At 41.0% G+C, this 23,902-nt stretch carries 23 protein-coding genes, 8 tRNA genes and 1 rRNA gene; 6 read left to right on the forward strand and 26 right to left on the reverse strand.

The window, feature by feature from the left end:
* Positions 1 to 65 precede the first annotated feature (65 nt).
* The 4 genes from ACZYRN_RS14295 to tnpB all read right to left on the reverse strand — a co-directional run bounded on the left by ACZYRN_RS14295 (position 66) and on the right by tnpB (position 5,639).
* The gene (locus tag ACZYRN_RS14295; protein ID WP_488912272.1) at positions 66 to 1,922 is read right to left on the reverse strand and encodes an ABC transporter ATP-binding protein; all 1,857 of its coding nucleotides are present in this window, start codon (positions 1,920 to 1,922) and stop codon (positions 66 to 68) included.
* The gene (locus ACZYRN_RS14300; RefSeq protein ID WP_488912273.1) at positions 1,919 to 3,643 is read right to left on the reverse strand and encodes an ABC transporter ATP-binding protein; all 1,725 of its coding nucleotides are present in this window, start codon (positions 3,641 to 3,643) and stop codon (positions 1,919 to 1,921) included. Before ACZYRN_RS14300 ends, ACZYRN_RS14295 begins: the two co-directional genes overlap by 4 nt.
* Positions 3,640 to 4,047 (reverse strand): MarR family winged helix-turn-helix transcriptional regulator, encoded by a 408-nt coding sequence (locus ACZYRN_RS14305; protein ID WP_488912274.1) that lies wholly within the window; start codon positions 4,045 to 4,047, stop codon positions 3,640 to 3,642. Before ACZYRN_RS14305 ends, ACZYRN_RS14300 begins: the two co-directional genes overlap by 4 nt.
* 443 nt (positions 4,048 to 4,490) lie before the next feature.
* Complete coding sequence (gene tnpB / locus ACZYRN_RS14310) at positions 4,491 to 5,639, reverse strand: IS200/IS605 family element RNA-guided endonuclease TnpB (RefSeq protein ID WP_488912319.1); 1,149 nt, start codon at positions 5,637 to 5,639, stop codon at positions 4,491 to 4,493.
* 60 nt (positions 5,640 to 5,699) lie between these two features.
* Between tnpB and ACZYRN_RS14315 the strand changes: the two genes are divergently transcribed.
* A complete protein-coding gene (locus tag ACZYRN_RS14315) occupies positions 5,700 to 5,852 on the forward strand; it encodes a hypothetical protein (protein ID WP_488912275.1) in 153 nt (50 codons plus the stop codon).
* An 87-nt stretch (positions 5,853 to 5,939) separates the two neighbouring features.
* Here the strand turns inward: ACZYRN_RS14315 and ACZYRN_RS14320 are convergent, their stop codons facing one another.
* Complete coding sequence (locus ACZYRN_RS14320) at positions 5,940 to 6,827, reverse strand: LysR family transcriptional regulator (protein ID WP_488912276.1); 888 nt, start codon at positions 6,825 to 6,827, stop codon at positions 5,940 to 5,942.
* Between the two features lie 135 nt (positions 6,828 to 6,962).
* Between ACZYRN_RS14320 and ACZYRN_RS14325 the strand changes: the two genes are divergently transcribed.
* Complete coding sequence (locus ACZYRN_RS14325) at positions 6,963 to 7,931, forward strand: DMT family transporter (protein WP_488912277.1); 969 nt, start codon at positions 6,963 to 6,965, stop codon at positions 7,929 to 7,931.
* Between the two features lie 211 nt (positions 7,932 to 8,142).
* Here the strand turns inward: ACZYRN_RS14325 and ACZYRN_RS14330 are convergent, their stop codons facing one another.
* Positions 8,143 to 8,460, reverse strand: a complete 318-nt coding sequence (locus ACZYRN_RS14330) for a thioredoxin family protein (RefSeq protein ID WP_488912278.1) — start codon at positions 8,458 to 8,460, stop codon at positions 8,143 to 8,145.
* A gap of 94 nt (positions 8,461 to 8,554) precedes the next feature.
* Positions 8,555 to 9,385 carry a KPN_02809 family neutral zinc metallopeptidase gene (gene ypfJ / locus ACZYRN_RS14335; RefSeq protein WP_488912279.1) on the reverse strand — a complete coding sequence of 277 codons (831 nt, stop codon included), beginning with the start codon at positions 9,383 to 9,385 and terminating at the stop codon, positions 8,555 to 8,557.
* A 222-nt stretch (positions 9,386 to 9,607) separates the two neighbouring features.
* Here ypfJ and ACZYRN_RS14340 point away from each other — a divergent pair, with 222 nt between their 5' ends.
* Positions 9,608 to 10,189 (forward strand): LOG family protein, encoded by a 582-nt coding sequence (locus ACZYRN_RS14340; protein WP_488912281.1) that lies wholly within the window; start codon positions 9,608 to 9,610, stop codon positions 10,187 to 10,189.
* Between the two features lie 157 nt (positions 10,190 to 10,346).
* Positions 10,347 to 11,408 (forward strand): S-layer homology domain-containing protein, encoded by a 1,062-nt coding sequence (locus ACZYRN_RS14345; RefSeq protein ID WP_488912282.1) that lies wholly within the window; start codon positions 10,347 to 10,349, stop codon positions 11,406 to 11,408.
* Positions 11,409 to 11,612: 204 nt separating this feature from the next.
* On the opposite strand, the gene ACZYRN_RS14350 is transcribed toward ACZYRN_RS14345, so the two are convergent.
* On the reverse strand, positions 11,613 to 11,954 hold the full coding sequence (locus ACZYRN_RS14350) for a zinc ribbon domain-containing protein YjdM (RefSeq protein ID WP_488912283.1): 342 nt from the start codon (positions 11,952 to 11,954) through the stop codon (positions 11,613 to 11,615).
* 198 nt (positions 11,955 to 12,152) lie between these two features.
* Positions 12,153 to 13,265: an RNA-guided endonuclease TnpB family protein gene (locus tag ACZYRN_RS14355; protein ID WP_488912284.1), complete on the reverse strand. Its 1,113-nt coding sequence runs from the start codon at positions 13,263 to 13,265 to the stop codon at positions 12,153 to 12,155.
* A gap of 85 nt (positions 13,266 to 13,350) precedes the next feature.
* Here ACZYRN_RS14355 and ACZYRN_RS14360 point away from each other — a divergent pair, with 85 nt between their 5' ends.
* Entirely contained in the window at positions 13,351 to 13,491 is a 141-nt protein-coding gene (locus ACZYRN_RS14360) for a ribbon-helix-helix domain-containing protein (RefSeq protein ID WP_488912285.1), read from the forward strand.
* A 389-nt stretch (positions 13,492 to 13,880) separates the two neighbouring features.
* Here the strand turns inward: ACZYRN_RS14360 and ACZYRN_RS14365 are convergent, their stop codons facing one another.
* The 8 genes from ACZYRN_RS14365 to sigW all read right to left on the reverse strand — a co-directional run bounded on the left by ACZYRN_RS14365 (position 13,881) and on the right by sigW (position 21,958).
* Entirely contained in the window at positions 13,881 to 14,252 is a 372-nt protein-coding gene (locus ACZYRN_RS14365; RefSeq protein ID WP_488912286.1) for an iron chaperone, read from the reverse strand.
* A gap of 145 nt (positions 14,253 to 14,397) precedes the next feature.
* On the reverse strand, positions 14,398 to 14,550 hold the full coding sequence (locus tag ACZYRN_RS14370; protein ID WP_488912287.1) for a hypothetical protein: 153 nt from the start codon (positions 14,548 to 14,550) through the stop codon (positions 14,398 to 14,400).
* Positions 14,551 to 15,003: 453 nt separating this feature from the next.
* The gene (gene glmS / locus ACZYRN_RS14375; RefSeq protein ID WP_488912289.1) at positions 15,004 to 16,806 is read right to left on the reverse strand and encodes a glutamine--fructose-6-phosphate transaminase (isomerizing); all 1,803 of its coding nucleotides are present in this window, start codon (positions 16,804 to 16,806) and stop codon (positions 15,004 to 15,006) included.
* 683 nt (positions 16,807 to 17,489) lie between these two features.
* A complete protein-coding gene (gene glmM, locus ACZYRN_RS14380) occupies positions 17,490 to 18,836 on the reverse strand; it encodes a phosphoglucosamine mutase (protein WP_488912290.1) in 1,347 nt (448 codons plus the stop codon).
* A gap of 34 nt (positions 18,837 to 18,870) precedes the next feature.
* Complete coding sequence (locus ACZYRN_RS14385) at positions 18,871 to 19,833, reverse strand: CdaR family protein (RefSeq protein WP_488912291.1); 963 nt, start codon at positions 19,831 to 19,833, stop codon at positions 18,871 to 18,873.
* On the reverse strand, positions 19,826 to 20,665 hold the full coding sequence (gene cdaA, locus ACZYRN_RS14390; protein ID WP_488912292.1) for a diadenylate cyclase CdaA: 840 nt from the start codon (positions 20,663 to 20,665) through the stop codon (positions 19,826 to 19,828). Before cdaA ends, ACZYRN_RS14385 begins: the two co-directional genes overlap by 8 nt.
* Positions 20,666 to 20,778: 113 nt before the next feature.
* Positions 20,779 to 21,375 carry a zf-HC2 domain-containing protein gene (locus ACZYRN_RS14395; RefSeq protein ID WP_488912293.1) on the reverse strand — a complete coding sequence of 199 codons (597 nt, stop codon included), beginning with the start codon at positions 21,373 to 21,375 and terminating at the stop codon, positions 20,779 to 20,781.
* Between the two features lie 19 nt (positions 21,376 to 21,394).
* Positions 21,395 to 21,958 carry an RNA polymerase sigma factor SigW gene (gene sigW, locus ACZYRN_RS14400; protein WP_488912294.1) on the reverse strand — a complete coding sequence of 188 codons (564 nt, stop codon included), beginning with the start codon at positions 21,956 to 21,958 and terminating at the stop codon, positions 21,395 to 21,397.
* 158 nt (positions 21,959 to 22,116) lie between these two features.
* Between sigW and ACZYRN_RS14405 the strand changes: the two genes are divergently transcribed.
* The gene (locus tag ACZYRN_RS14405; protein WP_488912295.1) at positions 22,117 to 22,266 is read left to right on the forward strand and encodes a Spo0E family sporulation regulatory protein-aspartic acid phosphatase; all 150 of its coding nucleotides are present in this window, start codon (positions 22,117 to 22,119) and stop codon (positions 22,264 to 22,266) included.
* Positions 22,267 to 22,756: 490 nt separating this feature from the next.
* On the opposite strand, the gene ACZYRN_RS14410 is transcribed toward ACZYRN_RS14405, so the two are convergent.
* From ACZYRN_RS14410 to rrf, 9 genes are all read right to left on the reverse strand, one after another.
* A tRNA-Lys gene (locus ACZYRN_RS14410) sits at positions 22,757 to 22,829 on the reverse strand.
* Between the two features lie 4 nt (positions 22,830 to 22,833).
* Positions 22,834 to 22,908 (reverse strand) — tRNA-Gln (locus ACZYRN_RS14415).
* A gap of 68 nt (positions 22,909 to 22,976) precedes the next feature.
* Positions 22,977 to 23,060 (reverse strand) — tRNA-Tyr (locus tag ACZYRN_RS14420).
* 32 nt (positions 23,061 to 23,092) lie between these two features.
* Positions 23,093 to 23,168: transfer RNA gene (locus ACZYRN_RS14425), tRNA-Thr, on the reverse strand.
* A gap of 12 nt (positions 23,169 to 23,180) precedes the next feature.
* A tRNA-Val gene (locus tag ACZYRN_RS14430) sits at positions 23,181 to 23,256 on the reverse strand.
* A gap of 6 nt (positions 23,257 to 23,262) precedes the next feature.
* Positions 23,263 to 23,334, reverse strand: a tRNA-Glu gene (locus tag ACZYRN_RS14435).
* A gap of 37 nt (positions 23,335 to 23,371) precedes the next feature.
* Positions 23,372 to 23,444: transfer RNA gene (locus tag ACZYRN_RS14440), tRNA-Thr, on the reverse strand.
* A 7-nt stretch (positions 23,445 to 23,451) separates the two neighbouring features.
* Positions 23,452 to 23,526 (reverse strand) — tRNA-Asn (locus tag ACZYRN_RS14445).
* Positions 23,527 to 23,545: 19 nt separating this feature from the next.
* Positions 23,546 to 23,661: ribosomal RNA gene (gene rrf / locus ACZYRN_RS14450) — 5S ribosomal RNA — on the reverse strand.
* Between the last annotated feature and the right edge of the window lie 241 nt (positions 23,662 to 23,902).

A 23,902-nucleotide genomic window follows, 5' to 3' on the forward strand; every position in this document is an offset into this window, starting at 1 on the left:
AAAAAAGGCTGATCATTCAAAATAAAAGAGGCTCGATTTCCATTTGGAAACGAGCCCCTTTCTATTTATCCTACTTTTTCAGAGAACTGACTGTTATAAAGATCTGCGTAGAAACCATTTTCCTCTAATAGTTCTGAATGTGTTCCTTGCTCAATCACTTTTCCTTGATCCATCACAAGAATCAAATCGGCATCCTTAATCGTTGAAAGCCGGTGAGCAATGACAAAGCTCGTTCGCCCTTCCATCAACCGGTTCATCGCCTGTTGGATAAAGACTTCCGTCCGCGTATCCACACTCGATGTTGCTTCGTCTAATATCATGATTGGCGGATCTGCGAGAACAGCCCGCGCTATGGTCAGAAGCTGCTTTTGTCCTTGCGAGATGTTCGATGCTTCTTCGTTTAAAATGGTTTCATATCCATCGGGCAGCGTTCGAATGAAATGATCGGCATGAGCTGTGCGAGCTGCTGCGAAAACTTCTTCGTCTGTTACGCCGCTTTTTCCGTAAGCAATATTATCTTTAATCGTTCCATTAAAGAGCCATGTATCTTGAAGCACCATTCCAAAGCTCTCCCTTAGATCATGTCGGGACATCTCCCGTGTATCTAGACCGTCGAGCTTAATCTTCCCGCCATTCAATTCATAAAACCGCATTAAAAGATTAATCATCGTCGTTTTTCCAGCACCAGTCGGCCCAACGATCGCGACCGTCTGTCCTGGTAAGACCTCGATGTTCATGTCCTTAATTAACAAGTCTTCTCCATATCCAAAGTCCACATGCTCGAAAGTAACAGCGCCTTGTGCTCTCGTTAAGCTAGCTGTCGTTGTTTCTTTCGTTTCTTCTTCTTCGTCGAGCAGTTCAAAGACGCGCTCAGCTGCTGCGACGGTTGACTGAATGATGTTTGCAATGTTAGCCGTTTGTGTGATCGGCTGTGTGAACTGCTTTGAATAGGTGATAAACGCTTGAATATCACCTATTGAAATAGCACGTTGTGTCACTAAAATCCCGCCGACTACACTGATTAAGACATAGCTTAAATTCCCAATGAAGAACATCATAGGCATGATAATCCCCGATATGAACTGAGCTTTTCGTCCCGCTTCATATAATTCTTCATTGACCAGATCAAACTGAGCGCCAGCCTTTTTCTCATGTCCGAATGCTTTCACAACTTGATGGCCGGTATACATCTCTTCAATATGCCCATTTAATTGACCAAGTGTACGCTGTTGATCCGCAAAATGTTTTTGAGACCTTTTCAAAATAGGCCGGATCACAAAAATGGAAATCGGCAAGCTGACAATTGAAATTAACGTTAGTATCGGACTGATCGACAGCATCATAATGATAATCCCAACGATCGTAACAATAGATGTGATAAACTGCGTCAAGCTTTGTTGGAGTGTGCTCCCGATTGTATCAATGTCATTTGTCATGCGGCTCAGTGTTTCTCCGTTCGGACGTCCGTCAAAATAGTTAAGCGGAAGTTTCTCAAGCTTTTTATTAACGTCTTCTCGAAGGTCATACACCGTCTTTTGTGCCACACTGGACATAATGTACTGCTGCACGTAGTTGAATAGACTGCTGAATACGTACAGCCCAGCCAGTATGAGAAGAATCTGGCCAATTTTATCAAAGTTAATAGCCGCTCCCGGTATTCCTTGAAACTTCCCATAGGCGCCTTCAAATAATTCCGTAATCGCCGTCCCCATGATTTTAGGACCAACAATCATAAAGACCGTACTCAAGATGGCGGCGAAGAAAACGGCGATCAACTGGTTACGGCGCGGTTTTAAATAGGTTAACAGACGTCTCAGCGTCCCTTTAAAATTTTTTGCTTTTTGTCCCATCATCATCATGTTGCCGCCGCCTGGACCATGTCCCATCGGTCCGCTGCTTTGAGGTTTTTTTTGATTACTCATGCAATCTCCTCCTCTGAGAGCTGGGACAGAGCGATTTCACGGTAAACGTCATTTGTCTGAAGCAACTCTTCGTGTGTGCCTATGCCTGCTATACGTCCTTTGTCTAACACGATGATTCGGTCAGCATCGACGACCGTACTCACACGCTGGGCAACGAGTAACACCGTCGCATGTTTTGTTTCCTCTTTCAGCGCGGCGCGAAGTTTAGCGTCTGTTTTAAAATCAAGGGCAGAAAAACTATCATCGAATATATAAAGATCTGGTTTTCGAATAAGAGCCCGCGCAATCGACAGCCGCTGTTTTTGTCCTCCCGATAAATTCGAGCCGCCTTGTTCGATGTTTGCCTGATAGCCATCTTTCATTTTACGAATAAAATCTTCCGCTTGTGCAATACGGGCCGCATGTTCGATTTCATCCTGTGTGGCATTTTGTTTTCCAAAACGAATGTTGTCAGCAATCGTACCTGTAAAGAGCATCGCTTTTTGTGGCACGAAGCCAATTTTCGAACGAACTTCCTCTTGCGATGCCGTGCGGACGTCAACACCATTGACGCGGATGGCTCCACCTGAAATATCATAAAAACGGGGAATCAAATTGACGAGCGTTGATTTCCCTGAACCTGTTCCGCCAATGATGGCCGTAATTTCACCGGGACCTGCGGTAAAGCTAATATCCGATAAGGCGGGTTCCTCTGCTCCCGGGTAACTGAACGTCACATGGTCAAATTCAAGCGTACCGCGTTCACGATCTGCCTTTGCTGTTCCTTCATCTCGAAATGCCGGTTCCATATCAAGAACCTCGTTAATCCGTTTTGCCGACACAGCCGCGCGCGGCACCATCATGAACATCATAGAAGCCATGACAAGCGCAAACATAATTTGCATCACATATTGGATATACGCCATCAAGTCCCCGATCTGCATGCCGCCGTTATCAATGCGAATCCCGCCGAACCAGATGATACCGACAACCGTTAAGTTCATGATGAGCATCATCACAGGCATCATGAACGCCATGACTTTATTCACTTTAATCGAGATGTCAGTCAGTTCTTTATTCGCTTGCTGAAGACGTACTTTCTCTTCCGATTCACGATTAAAGGCACGAATGACACGAATGCCCGTTAGATTTTCTCGTAGTACAAGATTTAACCGATCCAATCGTTTTTGCACCGTTTGAAACATAGGCACCCCTTTATACAAAATAAGCAGGATCGAACCAATCAAAAAAGGCATTGTGACGACAAGAATGAGCGATAATTTAGCGTCTTTTGACACAGCCATAATAACGCCGCCGACTAACATAATCGGTGCGCTAATCACCATACGAAGCATCATAATAACCACTTGCTGAACTTGCGTGATGTCATTCGTCGTCCGTGTAATAAGTGACGCCGTTCCCACTTCGTCAAATTCTTGCAGTGAAAACTTTTCAACGTGATTAAACACTTTCCGGCGAATATCGCGCCCGAGTCCCATCGCCGCTTTAGAAGAATAATAGCTTGCGACAACAGAGGCAAAAGCACCTAATGCTGAAACTAGCAGCATCCATCCGCCAATTTTCCAAATGTAAGGAGCATCTCCTACTACGACTCCTTTATCGATAATATCCGCCATTAATGTAGGCAAAAAGAGGTCGGACATGGATTGAACGAACACAAGGACAAAAACCGCGGCAATAATCCACTTATAAACAGATAAGTGTTTCAGTAATTTAATCACTTCGTATCCTCTCCTTGTCCTATTGCTTGCGCTTCTAAATAAGTGGCAATTTGCAGATGTGTTTCAAGCAGCTCTTCACATTGCTTTTCAGTAAGCGATTCAACGGCGGATTGGAATATTTGATGAATGCTTCCTTCCTGCAAATGAATCGTTTTAATAAACGTTTCTCCTTTTTCGCTGAGCGACAACTGCATCTCCCGCCGATTGCCTTCCACTTGCTGGCGATTAAGCCAGCCTGCTTGAACAAGTCCGTCGACTGCTTGGCTCAATGTGCTTTTTGGAAGAAATGTTTTCTCTCCGAGGCTCTTTTGTATCATTTCCTTATGAGGGGCAATCGTCATCAAAATGGAATATTGCGGAACGGATAAATCATTTTCTACTGCGGTCTTTTGAACGAATCGCATCAAATTCTTCTGCACATTCCAAAATGAACGCAATAGTTGTGTTGAACGCATGATTCTTTGATTTTCACTCTCCATTCAAACATCACACTCTTTCATTTATGAACCGTTCTAAAATGAACAGTTCTTTTTTGATCGGTTTTGAGTTTATCTCTTTTTTCTTCCACAGTCAAGCTGAACACACAAAAAAGCACCTATCCTCTGGCACTTGAACGCACTGGGGACAGGCACTAAAATTCAGCTTTCTTCAATAATAAATATTTTAAACATTACTGGGATGTTTGCGAAAAAGAACCCTATAGCTTCAGCCGTGGGAGTGGTCAGCAATCTCCTTCTGCTTATTTAGAAAATACTAACTCAATTGAACTTACCCACCACTTATCGATCTTACAATCTGATTGAAGTGGGGGATTCCTAAGAACACTAGCGTAACCGCTAATTATTGGTTAGGCGATCCCCGCAGTCCCTGCGGTTAGAAGTCTTATTGCTTCATTTTTGAGATTCACACTTGCATTAATATCTCGATCGTGATGTTTGCCACAAGAAGGGCAAACCCATGTGCGTAGGGCGAGATTCTTAACGGCTTTATTTTGGTATCCGCAACATGAACAAAGCTGACTGGAAGGAAAGTTTTTTGCAACAGTAACCACTTGTTTCCCGTACCATGTAGCCTTGTACTCAAGCATGGTTCTAAATTGCGACCAACTTACTTCACTGATGGCTTTCGCTAGTTTGTGGTTCTTGAGCATGTTGGAGACTTGCAAATCTTCAATCCCGATCACATCGTGGTTTTTGATGATCTCCGTGCTGATCTTATGCAAGTAGTCCGTACGTGCGTTTACGATGTGTTCGTGAATGCGAGCCACTTTTATGCGTTGTTTTTGATAATTCTTTGCTTCGGACAGTTTACGCTCTTGTCTGATGGCACTTTCTTTTCTTCTTGAGAGAATACGTTGTTCTTTCGCCAGTTTCTTTTCAAGTGAACGGAAAAACTTTGGATTTTTATATACAGTTCCGTCTGAAAGAATCGCAAAGTCTTTGAGTCCAACGTCAACGCCAATGGAAGAACCTGTTTTATCTAACGGTTGTACGTCTGTTTCAACAAGAATGGACACAAAGTATTTCCCACTTGGATTTCGTCTAACAGTAGCGCTTAAGACACGCCCTTCCACTTCTTTGCTTTTTGCAAAGCGGACAAGTCCAAGTTTGGGTAATTTAACATGCTTATCCAAAACAGCTATATTACCGTTCGTATGCTTTGTCGTGTACGATTGTACGTTATTCTTTTTCGATTTGAAGCGTGGTGCTTTGTTTTGTCTCTCAAAAAATCGTGCATACGAATCAGCCAGATTTTTAAGTGAGGATTGAATCGCAATGCTATCGACTTCTTTTAACCAAACGAATTCTTTCTTTAATTGGGTTAATTGGGCAGAGCATGAGCTGTACGTCAATCCTTTTCCCGTTTCTTTGTACGTATCATTCCACTTTGCTAAAAAGTGATTGAATACAAAACGGGAGCAGCCGATTGTTTTCGCGATTAGAATTTCTTGTTCTTTGTTTGGATAGAGACGAAACTTATGTGCTTTGTGGACGATTATTGATTTTCACCTCCTTTTGAGATACACTAAATGTACACTGGATGGGAGGTATTGTAAATGGAACGGATCCCGAAACATATCAAATTTCCCGCTGATTTAGTAGCGGAAATCGAAAAGTACCAAGCAGAAAATTATATTTCTAGCTTTGCTGGGGCTGTATATGAATTGATTCGCAAAGGTTTACAAGTGTCGGACAATCGAGACCGCTAAAGCGATCCCTTGTCCGAAGGCGATTCATCCCCTACCTACTCATTGGGCGAACGCCCTTCACATTCCTTGAGGTAGGGGTGTTCTCGCCTATTTTTTGATAAAAGACAAAGGATAATCCGTGTCTTCTTTACAAAAATCAATCGTTTCAATAAATTTTTCAACGGTTGATGTTAAGTACATATCCGCGCGTCTAATAAAAATGGTGTTGATTTTACTATACTTTTCGGGGATAGAATGACATTGAATGAGTCCTCTTTCTTCTAAATAAGAAACGGATGATTTAGGAACAAATGTGATGCCAAGCCCTGCGACTACACTGCCTAAAATTGTTTCTAACGTTCCGAATTCCATAATTTTTTTGGCCGTGATTTTTTCATCTTTGAACCATTCCTCTAATTTTGCCCGGTAGCCGCATCCTTTACTAAAACATAAAAATGGTTTGCTTTTTAATTGTTCAAACGTTTTCGTTGTCTGGTCTGATATTAAAACAAGTTCTTCCTGAAAAACATTATGATAAACCAAGTCCGGATGGTGACTTACTTCCGTCACAAAAGCTCCATCTAGTCGATAATTCAGCACTTCTTCTTGCAATTGCTCGGTGACACCTGTCACAAGTGATAAATCAACATGTGTATATTTTTTATTATAGGCAGATAAAATAATCGGTAATTTAATAACCGTTTCAACGGACCCAATCTCTAATTTACCCGAAGGTTCTTCCGAATTCCGGATGATTTTTTTCGCTTCATTTGCTAAAGACAGTATCTTTTCACTATATATTAATAGTTTTTTTCCTTCAGGCGTTAAAATCATTCCACGATTGTGACGGTTAAACAGTGGAGTATTTAGTTCCGCTTCGAGCTTTTGAATTCTGGATGTGACGTTGGATTGTACATAATTGAGCTCTTTAGCAGCTCCCGTCATCGTCCCCTTTTCTGCGACCATTTGGAATACTTGCAAATCTTTAAACTCCATTTTCCCATCCCCTTATTCATTGCTACTTTTATGATATCACTAAAATTGATTTCAAACATCATTATTAATCATTTTACAAGATGTCGATTTATGTAGTTTAATGAATGTTGATGATGAATAAAGGTGGAGATTTTTTTGAAAAACAATGTATTAATAGGTGCTTTATTATGCTTAGTTGCCAGTGTTTCATGGGGAGCGATGTTTCCTGTAGCCAATCATGCGTTCCAATATATTGATCCGTTTTATTTTACGATTATTCGTTATGTATCTGTAACCGTGCTCTTAATCGCTATTCTTTTGTGGAAAGAAGGAAGACAAGCGTTTCGATTAGAAGGAAAAGGCTTGCCATTATGGTTCTTTGGCTCAATGGCTTTTGCCGTTTATAATTTACTTATTTTTTGGGGTCAAGATTTATTAGGTGAATCGGGTGTGATGCTTGCATCGATTATGGAATCGTTAATGCCAATGATATCAATTGTTTTACTTTGGGTTTTTAAAAGAAAACGCCCTCATGTATTCACACTTTTATGCGTTTTTGTCGCTTTTATCGGTGTTTCTCTCGTCATAACGAAAGGAGATATTCAAACGTTCGTGACTGCAACGAGTGATTTCATCCCTGCATTGTTCATATTTATCGCTGTCGTTGGCTGGGTTATTTATACGATCGGCGGAAATCACTTCGGCGATTGGTCGGCGCTTCGATATTCAACATTAAGCTGTTTACTAGGTACAGCAACAGCTCTAGCCATCGTTTTAGTGGCTACTTTTTTAGGCCATATTTCTGTACCGACAGTTGAAACAATCAAAATAGTAAGTCCAGATTTATTATTTATGATTATTTTTCCTGGTCTCATCGCTTTACTCGGATGGAACATTGGAATCGGTATCCTTTCGCCTTTAAATGGAATCCTTTTTATTAACTTTGTTCCGGTCACTACGCTCGTTATTTCGATCGTTCAAGGTTATAAAATAACATCCTTTGATATAATTGGAACTATTTTAATTATCGTTTCTTTACTCTCTAATAATCTGTTTTTAAGATTACACCAGAAGAAAAGGATCGCTTTCTCTCTCAGAAAGCAATCAGAAATAAACGTCTCTTAATAGCCCATATTTTATCACGTAAAATAATCCTTTGTAATGAAGCGAGACAGAAACCATCTGTTTCTCCATTACAAAGGATTTTTTTGGACTTATGATGAATTAATTAAAAAAGAGGATAAAATTTTTAATAAGCAACATGCATTGGTTTACAACTTTTTCAAAGCAATAAAAAAGGAATATCTCTAATGAGATATTCCTTTAACAAAAACAATTAAGCAGACAAACTATTCAAAAATGCTTCAATTTCTTCTTTTGTTTTCCGGTCTTTGCTAACAAAACGGCCTGTTTCTTCCCCTTCATGAAACGCCACAAAACTCGGAATGCCGAAAATACTCAGTTCGCCGCATAAATCGATGAACTTGTCTCGATCTACATGAATAAATTGATATTCCGGATAGTCCGCTTCAATACTAGGTAAAACCGGCTCGATGACACGGCAGTCCCCGCACCAGTCCGCAGAAAACATAAAGACAATACGCTCGTTCTTTTTCAGTTGTTCAAATTGTTCTTTTGATTGCAGTTTTTCCATTTCAATTCCTCCAATATATTCAGGTACGATCTATTATACGTTTTTTTCCGGACAAAGAAAAAGAAGAGGCTTCTGGTCCTCTTCTTTCAAAAAGTTATAAGTCGCTAGCGTTAAAGGTATCACCGTTTTCCATATTTCCGGACTCGAAGCCGCGGTGAAACCATTTTTTCCGCTGTTCTGCCGAACCATGCGTAAAGCTGTCCGGCACGACATGTCCCTGTGCCCGTTTTTGAATGGTGTCATCGCCAACGGCACTCGCGGCGGTTAATGCCTCATCCAGATCGCCTTCTTCAAGAAGACCCATTCCTTGTGCATGATGAGCCCAAACCCCAGCATAATAGTCCGCTTGAAGCTCAAGCATCACCGAATACCGGTTATATTCCTTCTCACTCACCTGGTTGCGCACCGCATTCACCTTCTGCGACGTACCAAGCAATGTTTGAACGTGATGGCCAACCTCATGTGCCACTACATAAGCCATCGCAAAGTCGCCCGGTGCCTGGAACTGATTTTGAAGCTCTTCATAAAAGCTTAAATCAATGTATAGTTTCTGGTCGCCCGGACAGTAAAACGGGCCAACCGCCGCTGTTGCTGTTCCACAGGCGGAATCCACACTTCCTGAAAACAGAACGAGCACCGGCTCTTCATAAACCATGCCTTCTTCGCGAAAAACCTCCGCCCATACTTGCTCTGTATCTGCCAGCACAACCGACACAAACTCAGCCAGCTCCTGGTCCTGCTCTGTTTCCTCGTAGGGCTCGTTGCTGCCTGTTCCAAGCAGCTGCGATGGATCACCGCCCATTAATGTGAAAATTAATACAAAGATAAGACCAAGGCCGCCCATGCCTCCGCCGATCACTGCTTTACTGCCCATGCCGCGCCGGTCTTCTACATTCGAGCTTCCTCTTCTGCCCTGCCACTTCATAGCTTATCCCCCTCTCGAGCACTTCTTATTGTATTAATGTTATACCCAGAGGCACGGATCGTTAGACTGTTAAGAAGGAATTATTTTTATCGTTTTGTTACGGCAAGTGCACGCATTCAAAAACGCTTTATAAATTTTCCGTAAAATCTCTTTCATTTCGTTCTTTTCTTTAGAAAAAAAAGTATACTTAAAGAAAACAAACAGTGAAAATGGGGTTACTGAATGAAGAGAATAGCAGTTTTTTGCGGCTCAGCAGATGGTGCCTCGCTAGCGTACAGACAAGGCGCTGTACAGCTTGGTCACACACTGGCATCCCACAACATCAGCCTCGTTTACGGCGGCTCCGATGCAGGAGTGATGCGTGCGGTTGCCGATGCCGTTTTGGAAAAAGGCGGTGAAGCCATTGGTGTCATCCCAACCGTGCTTCAGGAACGTGAAATCGCCCATAAAGCGCTGACCGAGCTTTATATTGTTGACTCTATGCATGAGCGCAAAGCGAAAATGGCTGAGCTCGCCGATGCGTTTATTGTCCTTCCGGGCGGAGCTGGCACAATGGAAGAGTTTTTTGAAATGTTTACGTGGGCGCAGATCGGGCTGCACCAGAAGCCGATTGGCCTGTTAAACACAGCGGAATACTTTAACCCGCTCATTACGTTTTTCGACCATATGACACAAGAGAAATTTTTGCAGGAATCCTACCGCGCCATGCTGCTAGTGGAAGAATCACCGGACAGACTGCTTGAGGCATTCCAGTCCTATACACCGCCATCTGTGAAAACCTATCGAAAAGAAACGATAGTATAAGTGTAAATAAAAAAGGGCTTCTTCAAAGGAAACACAGGCAAATTTTGAAGAAGTTCTTTTTATTATTTTTTCAAAATAAACGGGAAATATATTACGTTTTTATTACACCAATATGGAAAAGGAAAAGAATTGGGTTAGAACAAGGAGGCGCTTTACCGTGAAGAAATTGGCTTTTCTGGCCATATTGCTTGTTCTCGTTTTTAGCACATTTGCCACCGAATCAACCGCAGCGGGTTTTACCGACCTGAAGACAACAAACCGCTTTTATGAAGAAATGATGTTTTTAGAAAATGAGGAAATTATCAATGGGTACCCGGATTCAACATTCCGCCCACACGAACCGGTTACACGGGCTGCCGCCGCAATTATGATTGGCAAAGCCTTAAACCTTGATGGCACACAGCGGGCGACACCTTTCTCGGATGTAGGTGCGGGCCAGGCGGCCAGCGGCTATATTGATTCTGCTATCGATGCGGGTATTATCAGCGGATACACAGACGGAACATATAAGCCTTATCAAGCTGTCACACGCGGCCAAATGGCCATTTTACTAGCCAGAGCCTTTGACTTAACAACAGAAGCAAATGCACCTTTTTTTGATGTCTCAGTAAATATGGCGGCCTATAAATACATTCAGCGAATCTACGCCGCCAAAATTACAGCCGGCTATCCGGACGGAACATACCACCCGAATTCGAATATTACGCGTGCTCAATTCTCCGCCTTTTTAGCACGGGCACTGGATGACCGCTTTAAAATTGGATTGCCGAGCTATGCGATGGATCAAAGCAAAGTCTACACATACAGCGCAGACGAAGTCGGCACAATTAAATATGTTTATGATAAAACAGAACCGAACGGCTGGAATGTATGGACTACGTATGAAGGTGGTGTTCAAGCAAAGAATCCGATGCTTGAGCGTGAAGACGACGATGGCTATTACTTCAGCTACTTAACATCTGAAGGACCTGATTTAATCGTGCAGCTGCTGAAATATCCGGCTGTTGTCGGCCAAAAGTGGTCATTCGATCCGGGCGGAACAGGAATAATGACCATTACATCAACGACTGAAACCGTGACGACACCAGCTGGCACCTTCCATAATGTTGTAGAAGTAACAGGGGAAGGCAATGTAAAAGTGTACTATGCGCCAAACATTGGCCGGATTAAATCAAGCATTAACGGAGCCGTTATGCTCCAACTGGAAAAAGTAGAATAACAGAAAAAAAGAGGAAGAGGGCTTTTTAGCACCTTTTCCTCTTTTCCAATCATCTGTATATGTGTCAGAACCGGCTCTTCCTTCGTAACGAATTCTAGCAGCCGTATCGTTTCATATTCGTCGAATCCATAAAACGACCGCCAGAATAAGCAGCAATTCGGCGGCCGCTGCCTTTTTTCCGACGGTCTTATTCGCAAATTTGAATTAAATCTTTTTAACAAACTCCGATTTCAGCTTCATCGCTCCGAACCCGTCAATTTTGCAGTCAATATCGTGATCTCCATCAACCAAACGAATATTTTTCACTTTTGTCCCTACTTTTATAACGGACGAACTGCCTTTTACTTTAAGATCTTTAATGACTGTTATAGAATCACCATCGTTTAAGACATTCCCATTTGCATCTTTAATTATCTTTCTATCTTCACTATTTTCCGTTTCTACTTCTAACGTCCACTCATGCGCACATTCTGGACAAACAAAAAGGCTGCCATCTTCGTACGTGTATTCGGAATTACATTGTGGACAATTTGGCAAATCAGACATAATTTCATTTCCTCCATTTGTTATTGTTTATTTTACTATATAAGTATTATTGTAAATTCCCTTTTTACACCCCGTGAACTACCCGCCACTTAACGCTCTTACAAGCTGTTTGAAGTGGGGGCTTCTCGACTTATCGCTGCTTTTACTAGCCAACGAAAACGGACCGAGCTAACCCTCTTGTTCCAAGAGTTTTTGCCTTTATACTAGCGATAACAGGCGCATTGCTTCATTTTTGATATTGATTGAAGAATTATAGTCACGGTCTGCTGTATATCCACAAGAACAATCGTAGATGCGTTCAGATAAGGGCATGTTCTTTTCCGCTCCACAATTCGAGCACTTTTTTGTAGAAGGAAACCACTGATCAATTTTGATTAGTGGTTTCCCCTGCTCTTTTAGTTTGTAGTCTAGATAGGTAGTGAACATGCCCCATCCGTTGTCCGATACACTTTTACCAAAGCGAAGTGCTTGTGACATCCCTTTCATGTTCAAGTCCTCAATGGCTACGGCATCAAAGTTCACGGCTAATTCTTTAGACTTGTGATGGAGAAAGTTTTTGCGTTGGTTCGTTACTTTTTCATGCAATCTTGCTACACGTATACGTTGCTTATTCCAACGTTCAGAACCTTTTGTGCGTCTTGACAATACTCGTTGAGCTTTCGCCAATTGGTCTAACATTTGACGATAGAAACGAGGATAATTGGCTCTCTTACCCTCGCTATCGACATATAGTTCTGCCATTGCAAAGTCTAATCCAACGACAGTTCTCACTTCTTTTTGTGCGATTTCTTTTTCGTATTCAGTCAAAATAGACACATAATATTGACCAACAGGTGTCATAGAAATCGTGCATGACTTAATAACATGGTCTGTTGGTATATCTCTATGTTGTTTGATCTTCACCATTTTAAGTTTGGGCAATTTGATACGACCGTCCTGCAACATAATATTTCCATTAACCGCATTCGTTGTATACGATTTTCTATCTTTTTTACTTTTGAATGTTGGAAACGTAGCATGGCCACTAAAGAAATTTTTGTAAGCAGTCTGCAAGTTCAATTGAGCGTTTGCCAGTGCCAACGAATCCACTTCTTTTAGCCATTCAAATTCTGTCTTGTATTTAGCAGGAGTAGGAAATTTTTGCTTTTTTAGTTCTTCCTTATTGCCTTTATATTTTTCATACGTTTCTTTTCGTTCTGCTAACATTTTGTTATACACAAATCGAACGCAGCCGAACGTTTTACGCATAAGAAAGGCTTGTTCCTCTGTAGGATATAAGCGGAATTTGTACGCCTTATTATGCTTAGTCATATCATTTCACCTCCTGTATGGAAGACTATCGTATAGATTGATTATACCGTAAAAATACCGTACAATAAAGTGTGAGGTGATCACGATGTCTAACGAAAAAGAACGAGTAGAAATTCGTATGCCTAGAGCAATCGTAGAAAAATTAGATCAATATCAAAAGGAGAATGGCATTGCTACAAGAACGGCAACGATTCTTGAATTATTGAGAAAAGGCTTAGAGAAATAACGTAGTCGAACGCCTGCCCGAAATTCATCTCCCCCTTATCGTTGGGCTACGGCCTTCACACGATTGAAGAGGGAGACTTCTTTCGGGGAAATCTGTTAAAAATAGCCAGTCCGAACTTGAAATTTACAAAAAATATATAGGGGTTCCTTATATCCTTATATACTGTCATGTTCTTTTCACATTGACAAACCTTTTTTCAATATTTATTCCAATTATATAGTTCATATGACTTGTTCCAAATAATATTCTTCTCTATATACAAAATACCCCTTTAGACAATCTCGTCTAAAGGGGTAAAAGGATTCAACTTTAGTTTAAGCCTAACCAAGTTTGTAGCTTTTAAAAAAAGTTTGATTAAAATTAATTGAACCCTTAATAATCTGATTTTTTTATTTCCGCCAAAAAGTTGAACAGTCTACCTTATCCAAAATATTAAACTCGATCATTTTCTCAAGTAATGAGAAATCAACTGGACTATCCCACTGGATACGTACCAACTGCTTGGTGTGATCATAGCCAGCCTGCACAATTTCATCAGAAAAATGATTAATCCCTGCACTTTCAGGGGCAACAGCCAAATGATGTTTGGCTACGCTAAAGCCAATAATAAATGTGCCGTGATCGGTAAACATAGGCTGATTCCACGCAATTTTCGGCTTTAAATTTGTAAATTTCCTAGTTACCCAAGCCAAAACTTCTTCCGTTCGGTCCTGATGTTGTGGGTTATCAATATGCGCTAAATATTCCGCAAAAACTTCCATGTCGTTCTCTCCTAAAATAAAAAATTATTTTTGAACGATGTAATTTTTCATGCCAATACGCCATGACATCAATTACACCATTCGCAACCTCATCCGTATCATCATCAATATGAATTAAATCGCCATCTTCCACATCTTCTAAATTTCATGCCTTATGGATTTCTTTCAACAATCCACCATAGGAAATCAATCGTTTATAAGCCAGCGACTTCTCTAAATCTTTAACCGTCTGAATATTTTCTGGTGTCACTCGGTTACCTTGAATGACATCCGTATCTTTGACAGGATACTTAGACACCTCAAAAATCGCCTTTTATTCAGCCATAGTTTTTTACTTCTTCTTCAATTTCGACAAAGTCCGCAGACTCTTTTTTAGGTTTAACTTTTTCTATATGCACAATCGGTTTGTAATCTAACCTCATTGTGTGCATAGATAATAAAGTTGTTCAATTTTGCTCTTAAAAATGCAGCAATTACCTAACGATAGATTTGATAGGTGATATTAAACGACTTTATTGTAAATCAAACAACTTTATTGTTACTGCACACTAATTCCTATTCCTCGACCTTCTTTAATTCACTTATCAACTTTAGATGTTCTTATTCTTTTAGACATAAAAAAACACCCCTTTAGATAATCATATCCAACGGGGTGAAACGGTGCAAATTTTTTAAAAACAGTTAATCTTTTTTCAAAACGGTCAAACTTTATTTCAAATCTACAACAAACAGTTACATTCGACTTTTTTTATTATTCAACTGTTACTGATTTTGCCAAGTTGCGCGGTTTGTCTACATCGCAGTTGCGGTGCAGTGCTGCGTAATAGGCGATAAGCTGGAATGGAATGACAGCTACGAGTGGTGCGAGCAGTTCGTGTACGGCTGGCAACACGAAGCGGTCTCCTTCTTGATCCAGACCTTTCATTGAAATCACGCATGTTTTGGCGCCGCGGGCTGCAACTTCTTTCACGTTGCCGCGGATGTTCAAGTTCACAGCTGCCTGCGTGGCAAGAGCTATCACCGGAGTACCGTCTTCAATCAGCGCGATTGTACCATGTTTTAATTCTCCGCCGGCAAACCCTTCTGCCTGAATGTATGAAATTTCTTTTAGCTTCAATGCGCCTTCAAGAACGGCATAATAATCGATGGAACGGCCAATGAAGAAACAGTTGCGCGTTGTTGACAAATAGTCGCGTGCAATTTGTTCAAATTCTTCTTTGCCATCGCAAAGCACTTCTATCGCATTTGCCGCAATACCAAGTTCTTGTACAAGGTCAAAGCTTATGTTGATGCCTGCTGATTTCGCAATATTGGCTGCTAGAATAGACAGTACGGCAATTTGAGCTGTGTAAGCTTTCGTTGATGCAACCGCAATTTCCGGACCCGCATGAAGAAGCAATGTGTAATCCGCTTCACGTGACATTGTAGAACCGGGTACATTTGTAATCGTTAATGCTTTGTAGCCCATTTCTTTTACTTTTACTAAAACAGCACGGCTGTCTGCTGTTTCGCCGCTTTGTGAAATAAAAATAAAGAGCGGTTTTTTTGATAGTAGCGGCATGTTGTAAACAAATTCGCTTGCGACATGTACTTCTACTGGAATGTTTGCCATTTGTTCTATATATTGCTTTCCAACAAGACCAGCATGGTAGCTCGTGCCGCACGCAACGATATACAAACGGTCTGCTTCGTTTAATGCATTCAAAATGTCCGTTTCAATGGCCAATTCGCCGTTTGCATTTTGATATGATTGCATAATTTTACGAATAACGAAAGGCTGCTCATCCACTTCTTTTAACATATAATGCGGATAAGTGCCTTTTTCAATATCGCCGGCATCTAATTCTGCTTTATATGAGGCACGTTCAATAACTTCGCCATTTGTATTTTTAATTGTCACACTCTCACTCGTTACGAGTACCATTTCTTTGTCCATCAATTCAACAAATTGATCGGTTACTTGGAGCATGGCCATCGCATCCGATGCAATAACATTATAGTTTTTGCCAAGACCGACAAGTAGCGGGCTTTTGTTTTTTGCCACATAAATGGTACCGGCATCTTCTTTATCAAGAAGTGCAATTGCGTAAGAGCCTTTTAAAAGAGACAAGGTTTTACGAAAGGCATCTTCAGTGGTCATGCCATCTTTTGAAAATAAACCGATCAACTGCACGATCACTTCTGTATCTGTATCGCTTTGAAGCGAAACATTATGCAAGTATTCTTGCTTCAGCTGCTCGTCATTTTCAATTACACCGTTATGAACAAGTGTAAAACGGCTGTCTTCATTTTGATGTGGATGCGCGTTGTAAACGCTTGGTGCACCATGTGTCGCCCAACGAGTATGTCCAATTCCTATACGCGATTGAACATTTTCATCAACAACTGCCCGCAAATCAGCGATACGACCCTTTTCTTTGAAAATGTGCACACCCTCTTCGTTGCGCACAGCAATACCGGCAGAATCATAACCTCGGTATTCGAGCTTTTCAAGCCCTTTCAATAAAATTTCTTTCGTATCTTCGCTTCCAATATATCCTACGATTCCGCACATATATATTTTCCTCCTGGTTTGGAGACGTCGGCAAAAAAGCACTGGTCAAGCACATTGCCTGCCGGGCCTCTACTGTTTTATATGGTACACGTTTACTCCCTTTGTCCATCCGGGTTACCCCGCTGTTTTAAGGAGAAACATAACAGTTGTGTACCGCAACCGGGAGGCATCCGCCGAATCATCGATAAACCTCCTCCTCGTCAACTAAGCGTATTGTCGTCCCGCTCAGTTCAGGCGCTTTAAATTAAACTAGTAAACCCTACTCTACTCCTTTCTTTGTGTACGTAAAACACAGTAATCATACCTTTTTTTGCTCCTCTCGTCAACAAAAAACCTAATTCCCCCTGTTGTAAAACGGGACAACCATGCTAACCATGGGAACTGATATGCTGTAAACAAATGATGCAAATTACTCCTTTCTATCTGTATGAAGCAAAAAAGGCTATTGCTGATCAAACTGCACTTAACAGAGTTAAACAGATAAATCGAAGGAACAATAGCAGCCTGTATACTACTAATAGATGCATGCAAAGAGGAATATGATACCATCGATCATCAGAAAGTGAAACTTCATTTTTGCAGATGCGAAAATGGATTTTCAGCTTATGGCACAAGCAAAAAAAAACAGGCTAGGCGTTCAGTTTTTACTGAATGTCTAGCCTGTCCCACACTGTTTGTATAACTTAAAGACCCAATTCTTCTTGTACAATTGCTGCAATGCGATCTGTATATGAATGGCATTGCTCTTCTGTTGCAGCTTCCACCATCACACGCACAAGTGGTTCAGTACCTGATGGACGCACAAGCACACGTCCATTTCCGGCCATTTCGGCTTCTACTTTTTCAATTTCAGCTTTTACCTTTTCATTATCCGCCACATGATGTTTATCCGTCACGCGAATGTTTACAAGCGTCTGCGGAAACTTCTTCATGTCGGCAGCCAGTTCTGATAATGATTTTTTCGTTGTTTTCATAATATTCACAAGCTGAAGACCGCTAAGCAAGCCATCTCCTGTTGTATTATAATCAAGGAAAATAATATGGCCGGATTGTTCACCCCCAAGATTATAATTGTATTTTTTCATCGCTTCAACAACATAACGATCGCCGACAGCTGTCTGCTCACTTTTAATGCCCAATTCTTCAAGTCCTTTATAAAAACCAAGGTTACTCATTACTGTTGATACAATCGTATCATTCGTCAGCTTGCCCTGTTCTTTAAAATAACGCGCGCAAATAAACATAATTTGGTCGCCATCAACAATATTTCCTTTTTCATCAACAGCAATTAAACGATCGCCATCGCCATCAAATGCAAGCCCTAAATCAGCTTCTTTTTCTTTCACAAACTGTATTAGTTTCTCGGGATGTGTAGAACCAACACCATCATTAATATTTAAGCCATTTGGCGATGCACCCATTGTCGAAATATCTGCTTCAAGATCAGCAAATAAATGTGTAGCAAGTGCAGATGCAGCGCCGTGTGCGCAGTCAAGCGCTACATGAATGCCGTCAAAATCTTCATCAACAGACTGCTTTAAATATTGAAGATACTTTTGCCCTCCTTCGAGGTAATCATTCAAGGATCCTAATTCACGTCCAGAAGGACGGGGCAATGTATCTTCTTCCTGATCAAGAAGTGCTTCAATTTCTAATTCCTGCTCGTCCGATAGTTTAAAGCCATCTGATCCAAAAAACTTAATACCATTATCCTGAACAGGATTGTGAGAAGCTGAAATCATGACACCTGCTTGCGCATCCATCGCTTTCGTCAAATACGCTACACCCGGTGTCGTAATAACGCCAAGACGCATAACCTCAGCACCAATTGATAAAAGACCCGCTACAAGCGCACCTTCAAGCATCGGTCCAGAAATACGTGTATCGCGCCCGATTAATACTTTTGGCCGACGATCCGTATTTTTCGTTAACACATACCCACCAAAACGGCCCAATTTAAACGCAAGTTCCGGTGTCAATTCTGTATTCGCTACGCCTCTGACGCCATCTGTACCAAAATACTTACCCATCTATTGTTTTCTCTCCTTTAATAAAACTGCTCATTTATTGTTCTGCAGTTGTTTTTTCCACTGTTACTTTCACTTTTACTACTTGTGGTGATGTAAAATTAATTCCGTTTCCAAGTTCAATAGGGACTGTCATCGTTGTATCTTTTGTTATCCCACCTACATTAACAGGAATTGAGAGCTCTACTAGTTCTTCCAATACTGCTTCTTTTCCGTAAACAGTAACTTCCTCAATATCTGGTTCGAGTGATACAATTTTTATTCCAGTCGGCGGCTCTCCTTTTGGCACGGCTTTAACTTCAACTTTTTTACTTGGGTTTTTAACGGAGATGGACATTTGTACTGTTTCCGGTTCGACTTTCACATCAAGTTTATTTAAGTCGCCATCCATCACCTGCACATTGGCAGTTGCCGTTGTTTCTTCATCAATTTGCTGTCCGCTTGTTAACGCCGCTTTTACAAAAGCAATTTTCTCAATATCCGACTGCGAACCGCTTACTTTTACTTCCTGAGGGGCGATCGTTACTGTATCAACTTGATAGCCTTCTGCAAGAGCCGAATCATTAAATTCCGGTTTAACAGAATATGTATCGGTCACTCTTTCTTCAATGACTACTTCTACAGCAGCCGGTTGAATGGCCACCTTCAACTTTCCCGAAAAATTTTCATGTTTAACTGCAACACGGTGGGTACCTAGTTCTAAACCCGTCATATCAACATACAGCCTAAAATCGCGTAAACGCTTTGCTGATTCAATTAAGCTCTTTGGTCCTGACAATTCAACACGTACCTGCTCAGGCAGACCAGAAACATATAAATTTTCTGTATCATAATAGGCTTGTATAGGCACATTCGTCAAAACCTCTACTGTTTCCTGCCCGGAGCTGTCTATACGCTGTGCCAGTTCAAAATCATCAAAATTTAAGGTTACATATAGTAAAAAGGCCAGTAAAAAGGCTACAATGCGAACAAACCATTTACTTTCAATAAATTTATCCATTGCTTCTCCGCCCTTTCCATATCCAGCGGTTAGAAGTTTCATTTTTTTCAATATCCGATAACAATTGATGCTCTAAAATCCCTTCAAATTCCTCTTCTGTCAAATTACGATACAAATCACCGTTTCTTGTTACGGAAATCGCACCCGTTTCTTCTGAGACGATAATGGTTAAACTGTCCGTTACTTCACTGATACCAAGTGCCGCTCTATGACGAGTACCAAGTTCTTTTGAAATAAATGGGTTTTCCGACAAAGGTAAATAACAAGCCGCTGCGGCAATTTGGTCTTTTTGAATAATAACAGCTCCATCATGAAGCGGTGTATTTGGAATAAAAATATTAATTAATAACTCGGATGTAATTACAGACTGCATCGGAATCCCTGTTTCAATGTAGTCATTCATGCCTGTCTCTTTTTCAAGAGAAATAAGTGCACCAATTCTCCGTTTGCTCATGTAGCGAACCGATTTGAGAAGGGCTTCAATTATTTTCCTTTGCTCTTCATCTTCCTGAATCGCACTTCGGGAAAAAATTCGCCCGCGCCCTAACTGTTCAAGAGCACGCCGTACTTCTGGCTGAAAAATAATAATGACTGCAAGAAAACCCCATGTGAGCGCTTGCTCCATAATCCAGCTTAGCGTACTAAGACCAAACAGTCCACTAACCGCCCGCACAATAACGATCACAAAAATTCCCTTTAATAACTGAACGGCTTTCGTCCCTCTGATCACCATCAGTAATTTATAAACAACATACCAAACAAGTAATATATCAAACGCATTCGATATATAATCAATAAATGTAAAATCTTCAAAATAATTGATAAACGGCATACTTCATCCTCCAGGTTGGAATTACGGAGCCGTGAAGAAAATCGATTTCTTCTTTAACCTGTCTATTATAGCATATGAAGCGGAAAGAAGCAGATGTTTGCCAGCTGCTTCTTTTAGTTAAATAAAGATTTTATTTCATACCAAAGACGGCCGAATACACGGTCAATCTCTTCAACTTCACCTGTTACGCTTCCGGCGGCTGCCATATATCGTTCGCCATTAATGACAGTCACATTTCCATCAACTGCCCCTTCAATTCGAATGTTCCCGTTTTCCACAAAAACATCCTCTTCAATTACTGTACCAGCGGGAACAATTACCGTCTCATTCTCTACTTTTAATTCACTATTTTTTGTAAAAGCAAATTGATCGTCTGTTTGTTCGAGCATTGAGAAAAAACCACCGCCCATCAAAAGAAGAAATAAAGCAGCTGCTGTAAAAAATGGATGATTTCTAAACCATCGTTTGACACCCATTTTCTTTGTCTCTCTTGGAAGCAGCTCCATTACTCTAGCCACAAAACCAGGCGGTGCTGTTATATGAGATGCACTTTGAACAAATGCAATTGTTTTTTTCAATTCAAGATAATGACGCTTACAGTCTTCACATGTTTCAAGATGAATCTTTAACTCCTCTTTCGCATCTTTTTCAATTTCCCCATCCAGATACGCATGCATATAATGAACAATCTGTTTCGGACAAGATGTCATCGTTCATCACACCCCTTCATTACAAATGACGCAAATTCTTTCTTAATGCTTCTCTACCTCGATGTACACGTGTTTTAACTGTTCCAAGCGGAAGCTCCAGTATATCCGCGATCTCCTGAAGCGGTAATTCTTCTATATATTTTAATACAATAACCGAACGATATTTTTCCGGGAGACGCAAAATGGCCTGGTGAATCGTTTCCTGCACTTCCAAACTCTCCACTTCTTCTTCAGGTAGCCGATTGCCAGATGAGAGGTGAGAGTACATATTTAATCCATCTGTTCCTGCAATTTCTGCATCAAGATGATAATCCGGTTTCTTTTTGCGGATTTTATCAATGCATAAATTTGTTGCAATGCGATATAGCCATGTCGAAAACTTTTTATCTTGATTGTATGTGTGTATGTTTAAAAATGCCTTTAAAAATGCTTCTTGAGCCGCATCCTCTGCTTCATGCCGATCCCAAAGCATTCGATAACAAATCTGGTACACTTTGTCTTTATATAATTCAATAATTTCACCAAATGCATTTTGATCACCTTTCAATACTTGTTTGATTCGTCTCTGTACCATTAAATCCATTTTTTCTCCCTCCGCCCTGGCGGTATATGTCTATACGGATGCATTACATAAAAGTTTCAACAAAGTAATAAAAAAATGATAATTAATTGTTTACATTTATTTGAAAGCAGGTATGATTAATATATGTAAGCCTTTATGAATTAGGGGGGTATCAATATATGCAATTAATACACCTTGAGAATGAAATTGAAAGCTGCCGATACGAAATGATTTCACTTGCCGTGAAGACATCTCTTTCTAATATTGATGTAGTAGAATTAAGTAAAAAGCTTGACTATCTGCTAAACGAATATCAACAAATCAAGTAAAATAGTAACATCACTATATTGATAATGCTTCCATTTTATATTTATTATAACAGTTTTTCACCAAATAACGAACTGATCCATGCAACTGTCTCTTCAAACATTTAATTTTTCTTTTCTAACATTTCATTAATCTCCACACTTTATTAAGCCCGCTTGCAGCAGGGGGTGACATGTCTATGTATAGATTTATTTTTCCCTTTTGTATGCATCATGTAAGATGATCAGTCTGTGTTTTGATCACTGCTGCCTGAACATGGGCAAGTTTCTCTTTTTATCCTGCATAGCAAATGGTACGTATACCTATGTTAACACTATGTTTTATCAGACCCAATTCTGTTAAATAGCAAGAAGACACAGTTTGCTTTGCACTGAAGTCTTATTCCTTTCTTTTAGATAAAACAAGGTTCTACGTTATCTTTTTGGACTAGAAATAAAAAAAAAGCTGACAACAAAACCAAAATTAGGTTTGTTGTCAGCTTTTTATTCGGAGTGAGCCATGAAGGATTCGAACCTTCGACCCTCTGATTAAAAGTCAGATGCTCTACCAACTGAGCTAATGGCTCAAAATGGCTGGGCTAGCTGGATTCGAACCAGCGCGTGACGGAGTCAAAGTCCGTTGCCTTACCGCTTGGCTATAGCCCAATAATATTTTTCTTTAGTTTGACAAGCAATGAGAAAAAGAACATTCTACTCATGTTCCTTTAAGTAAATGGTGGAGGGGGGCAGATTCGAACTGCCGAACCCGAAGGAGCGGATTTACAGTCCGCCGCGTTTAGCCACTTCGCTACCCCTCCGCTATATATCTGTTCTTAAAATCATAAAAAGATGGTGCCGGCAAGAGGACTTGAACCCCCAACCTACTGATTACAAGTCAGTTGCTCTACCAGTTGAGCTACACCGGCACAAAAAAATAATGGTGGAGGATGACGGGATCGAACCGCCGACCCTCTGCTTGTAAGGCAGATGCTCTCCCAGCTGAGCTAATCCTCCAAATGATGACCCCTACGGGATTCGAACCCGTGTTACCGCCGTGAAAGGGCGGTGTCTTAACCGCTTGACCAAGGGGCCTTATCTAAATTATAAATTAATCGTTTTGAATATGATAAGCTTCCAACCGGGCTCGAACCGGTGACCTCTTCCTTACCATGGAAGCACTCTACCTGCTGAGCTATGGAAGCAAAGCAATGGCTCCGCAGGCAAGACTCGAACTTGCGACCGATCGGTTAACAGCCGATTGCTCTACCACTGAGCTACTGCGGAATAACTTGATTTTATTTTTGCCAGGCGGCGTCCTGCTCTCACAGGGGGAAACCCCCAACTACCATCGGCGCTGAAGAGCTTAACTGCCGTGTTCGGGATGGGAACGGGTGTGACCTCTTCGCTAATGCCACCTGACTATGAAATTGGAAAGAAGCCTGTTCTTTCAAAACTGGATAGAAGCGTGTCGTATGATCCGTGTTACACCAAGTGTTATTTTGTGTTGTCCAGCTCCAGTCGGCCAGTCCCTCGGGTCATAAGCCATCACGCTTCTGTGACAAAGAACGTCACGACAGCGGTCTGTCTTATGCCTGCCGGGCCTGAGCGGCCGACTTGCGCATTTCTATTTGGTTAAGTCCTCGATCGATTAGTATTCGTC

This window comes from Domibacillus sp. F004, assembly GCF_057814295.1.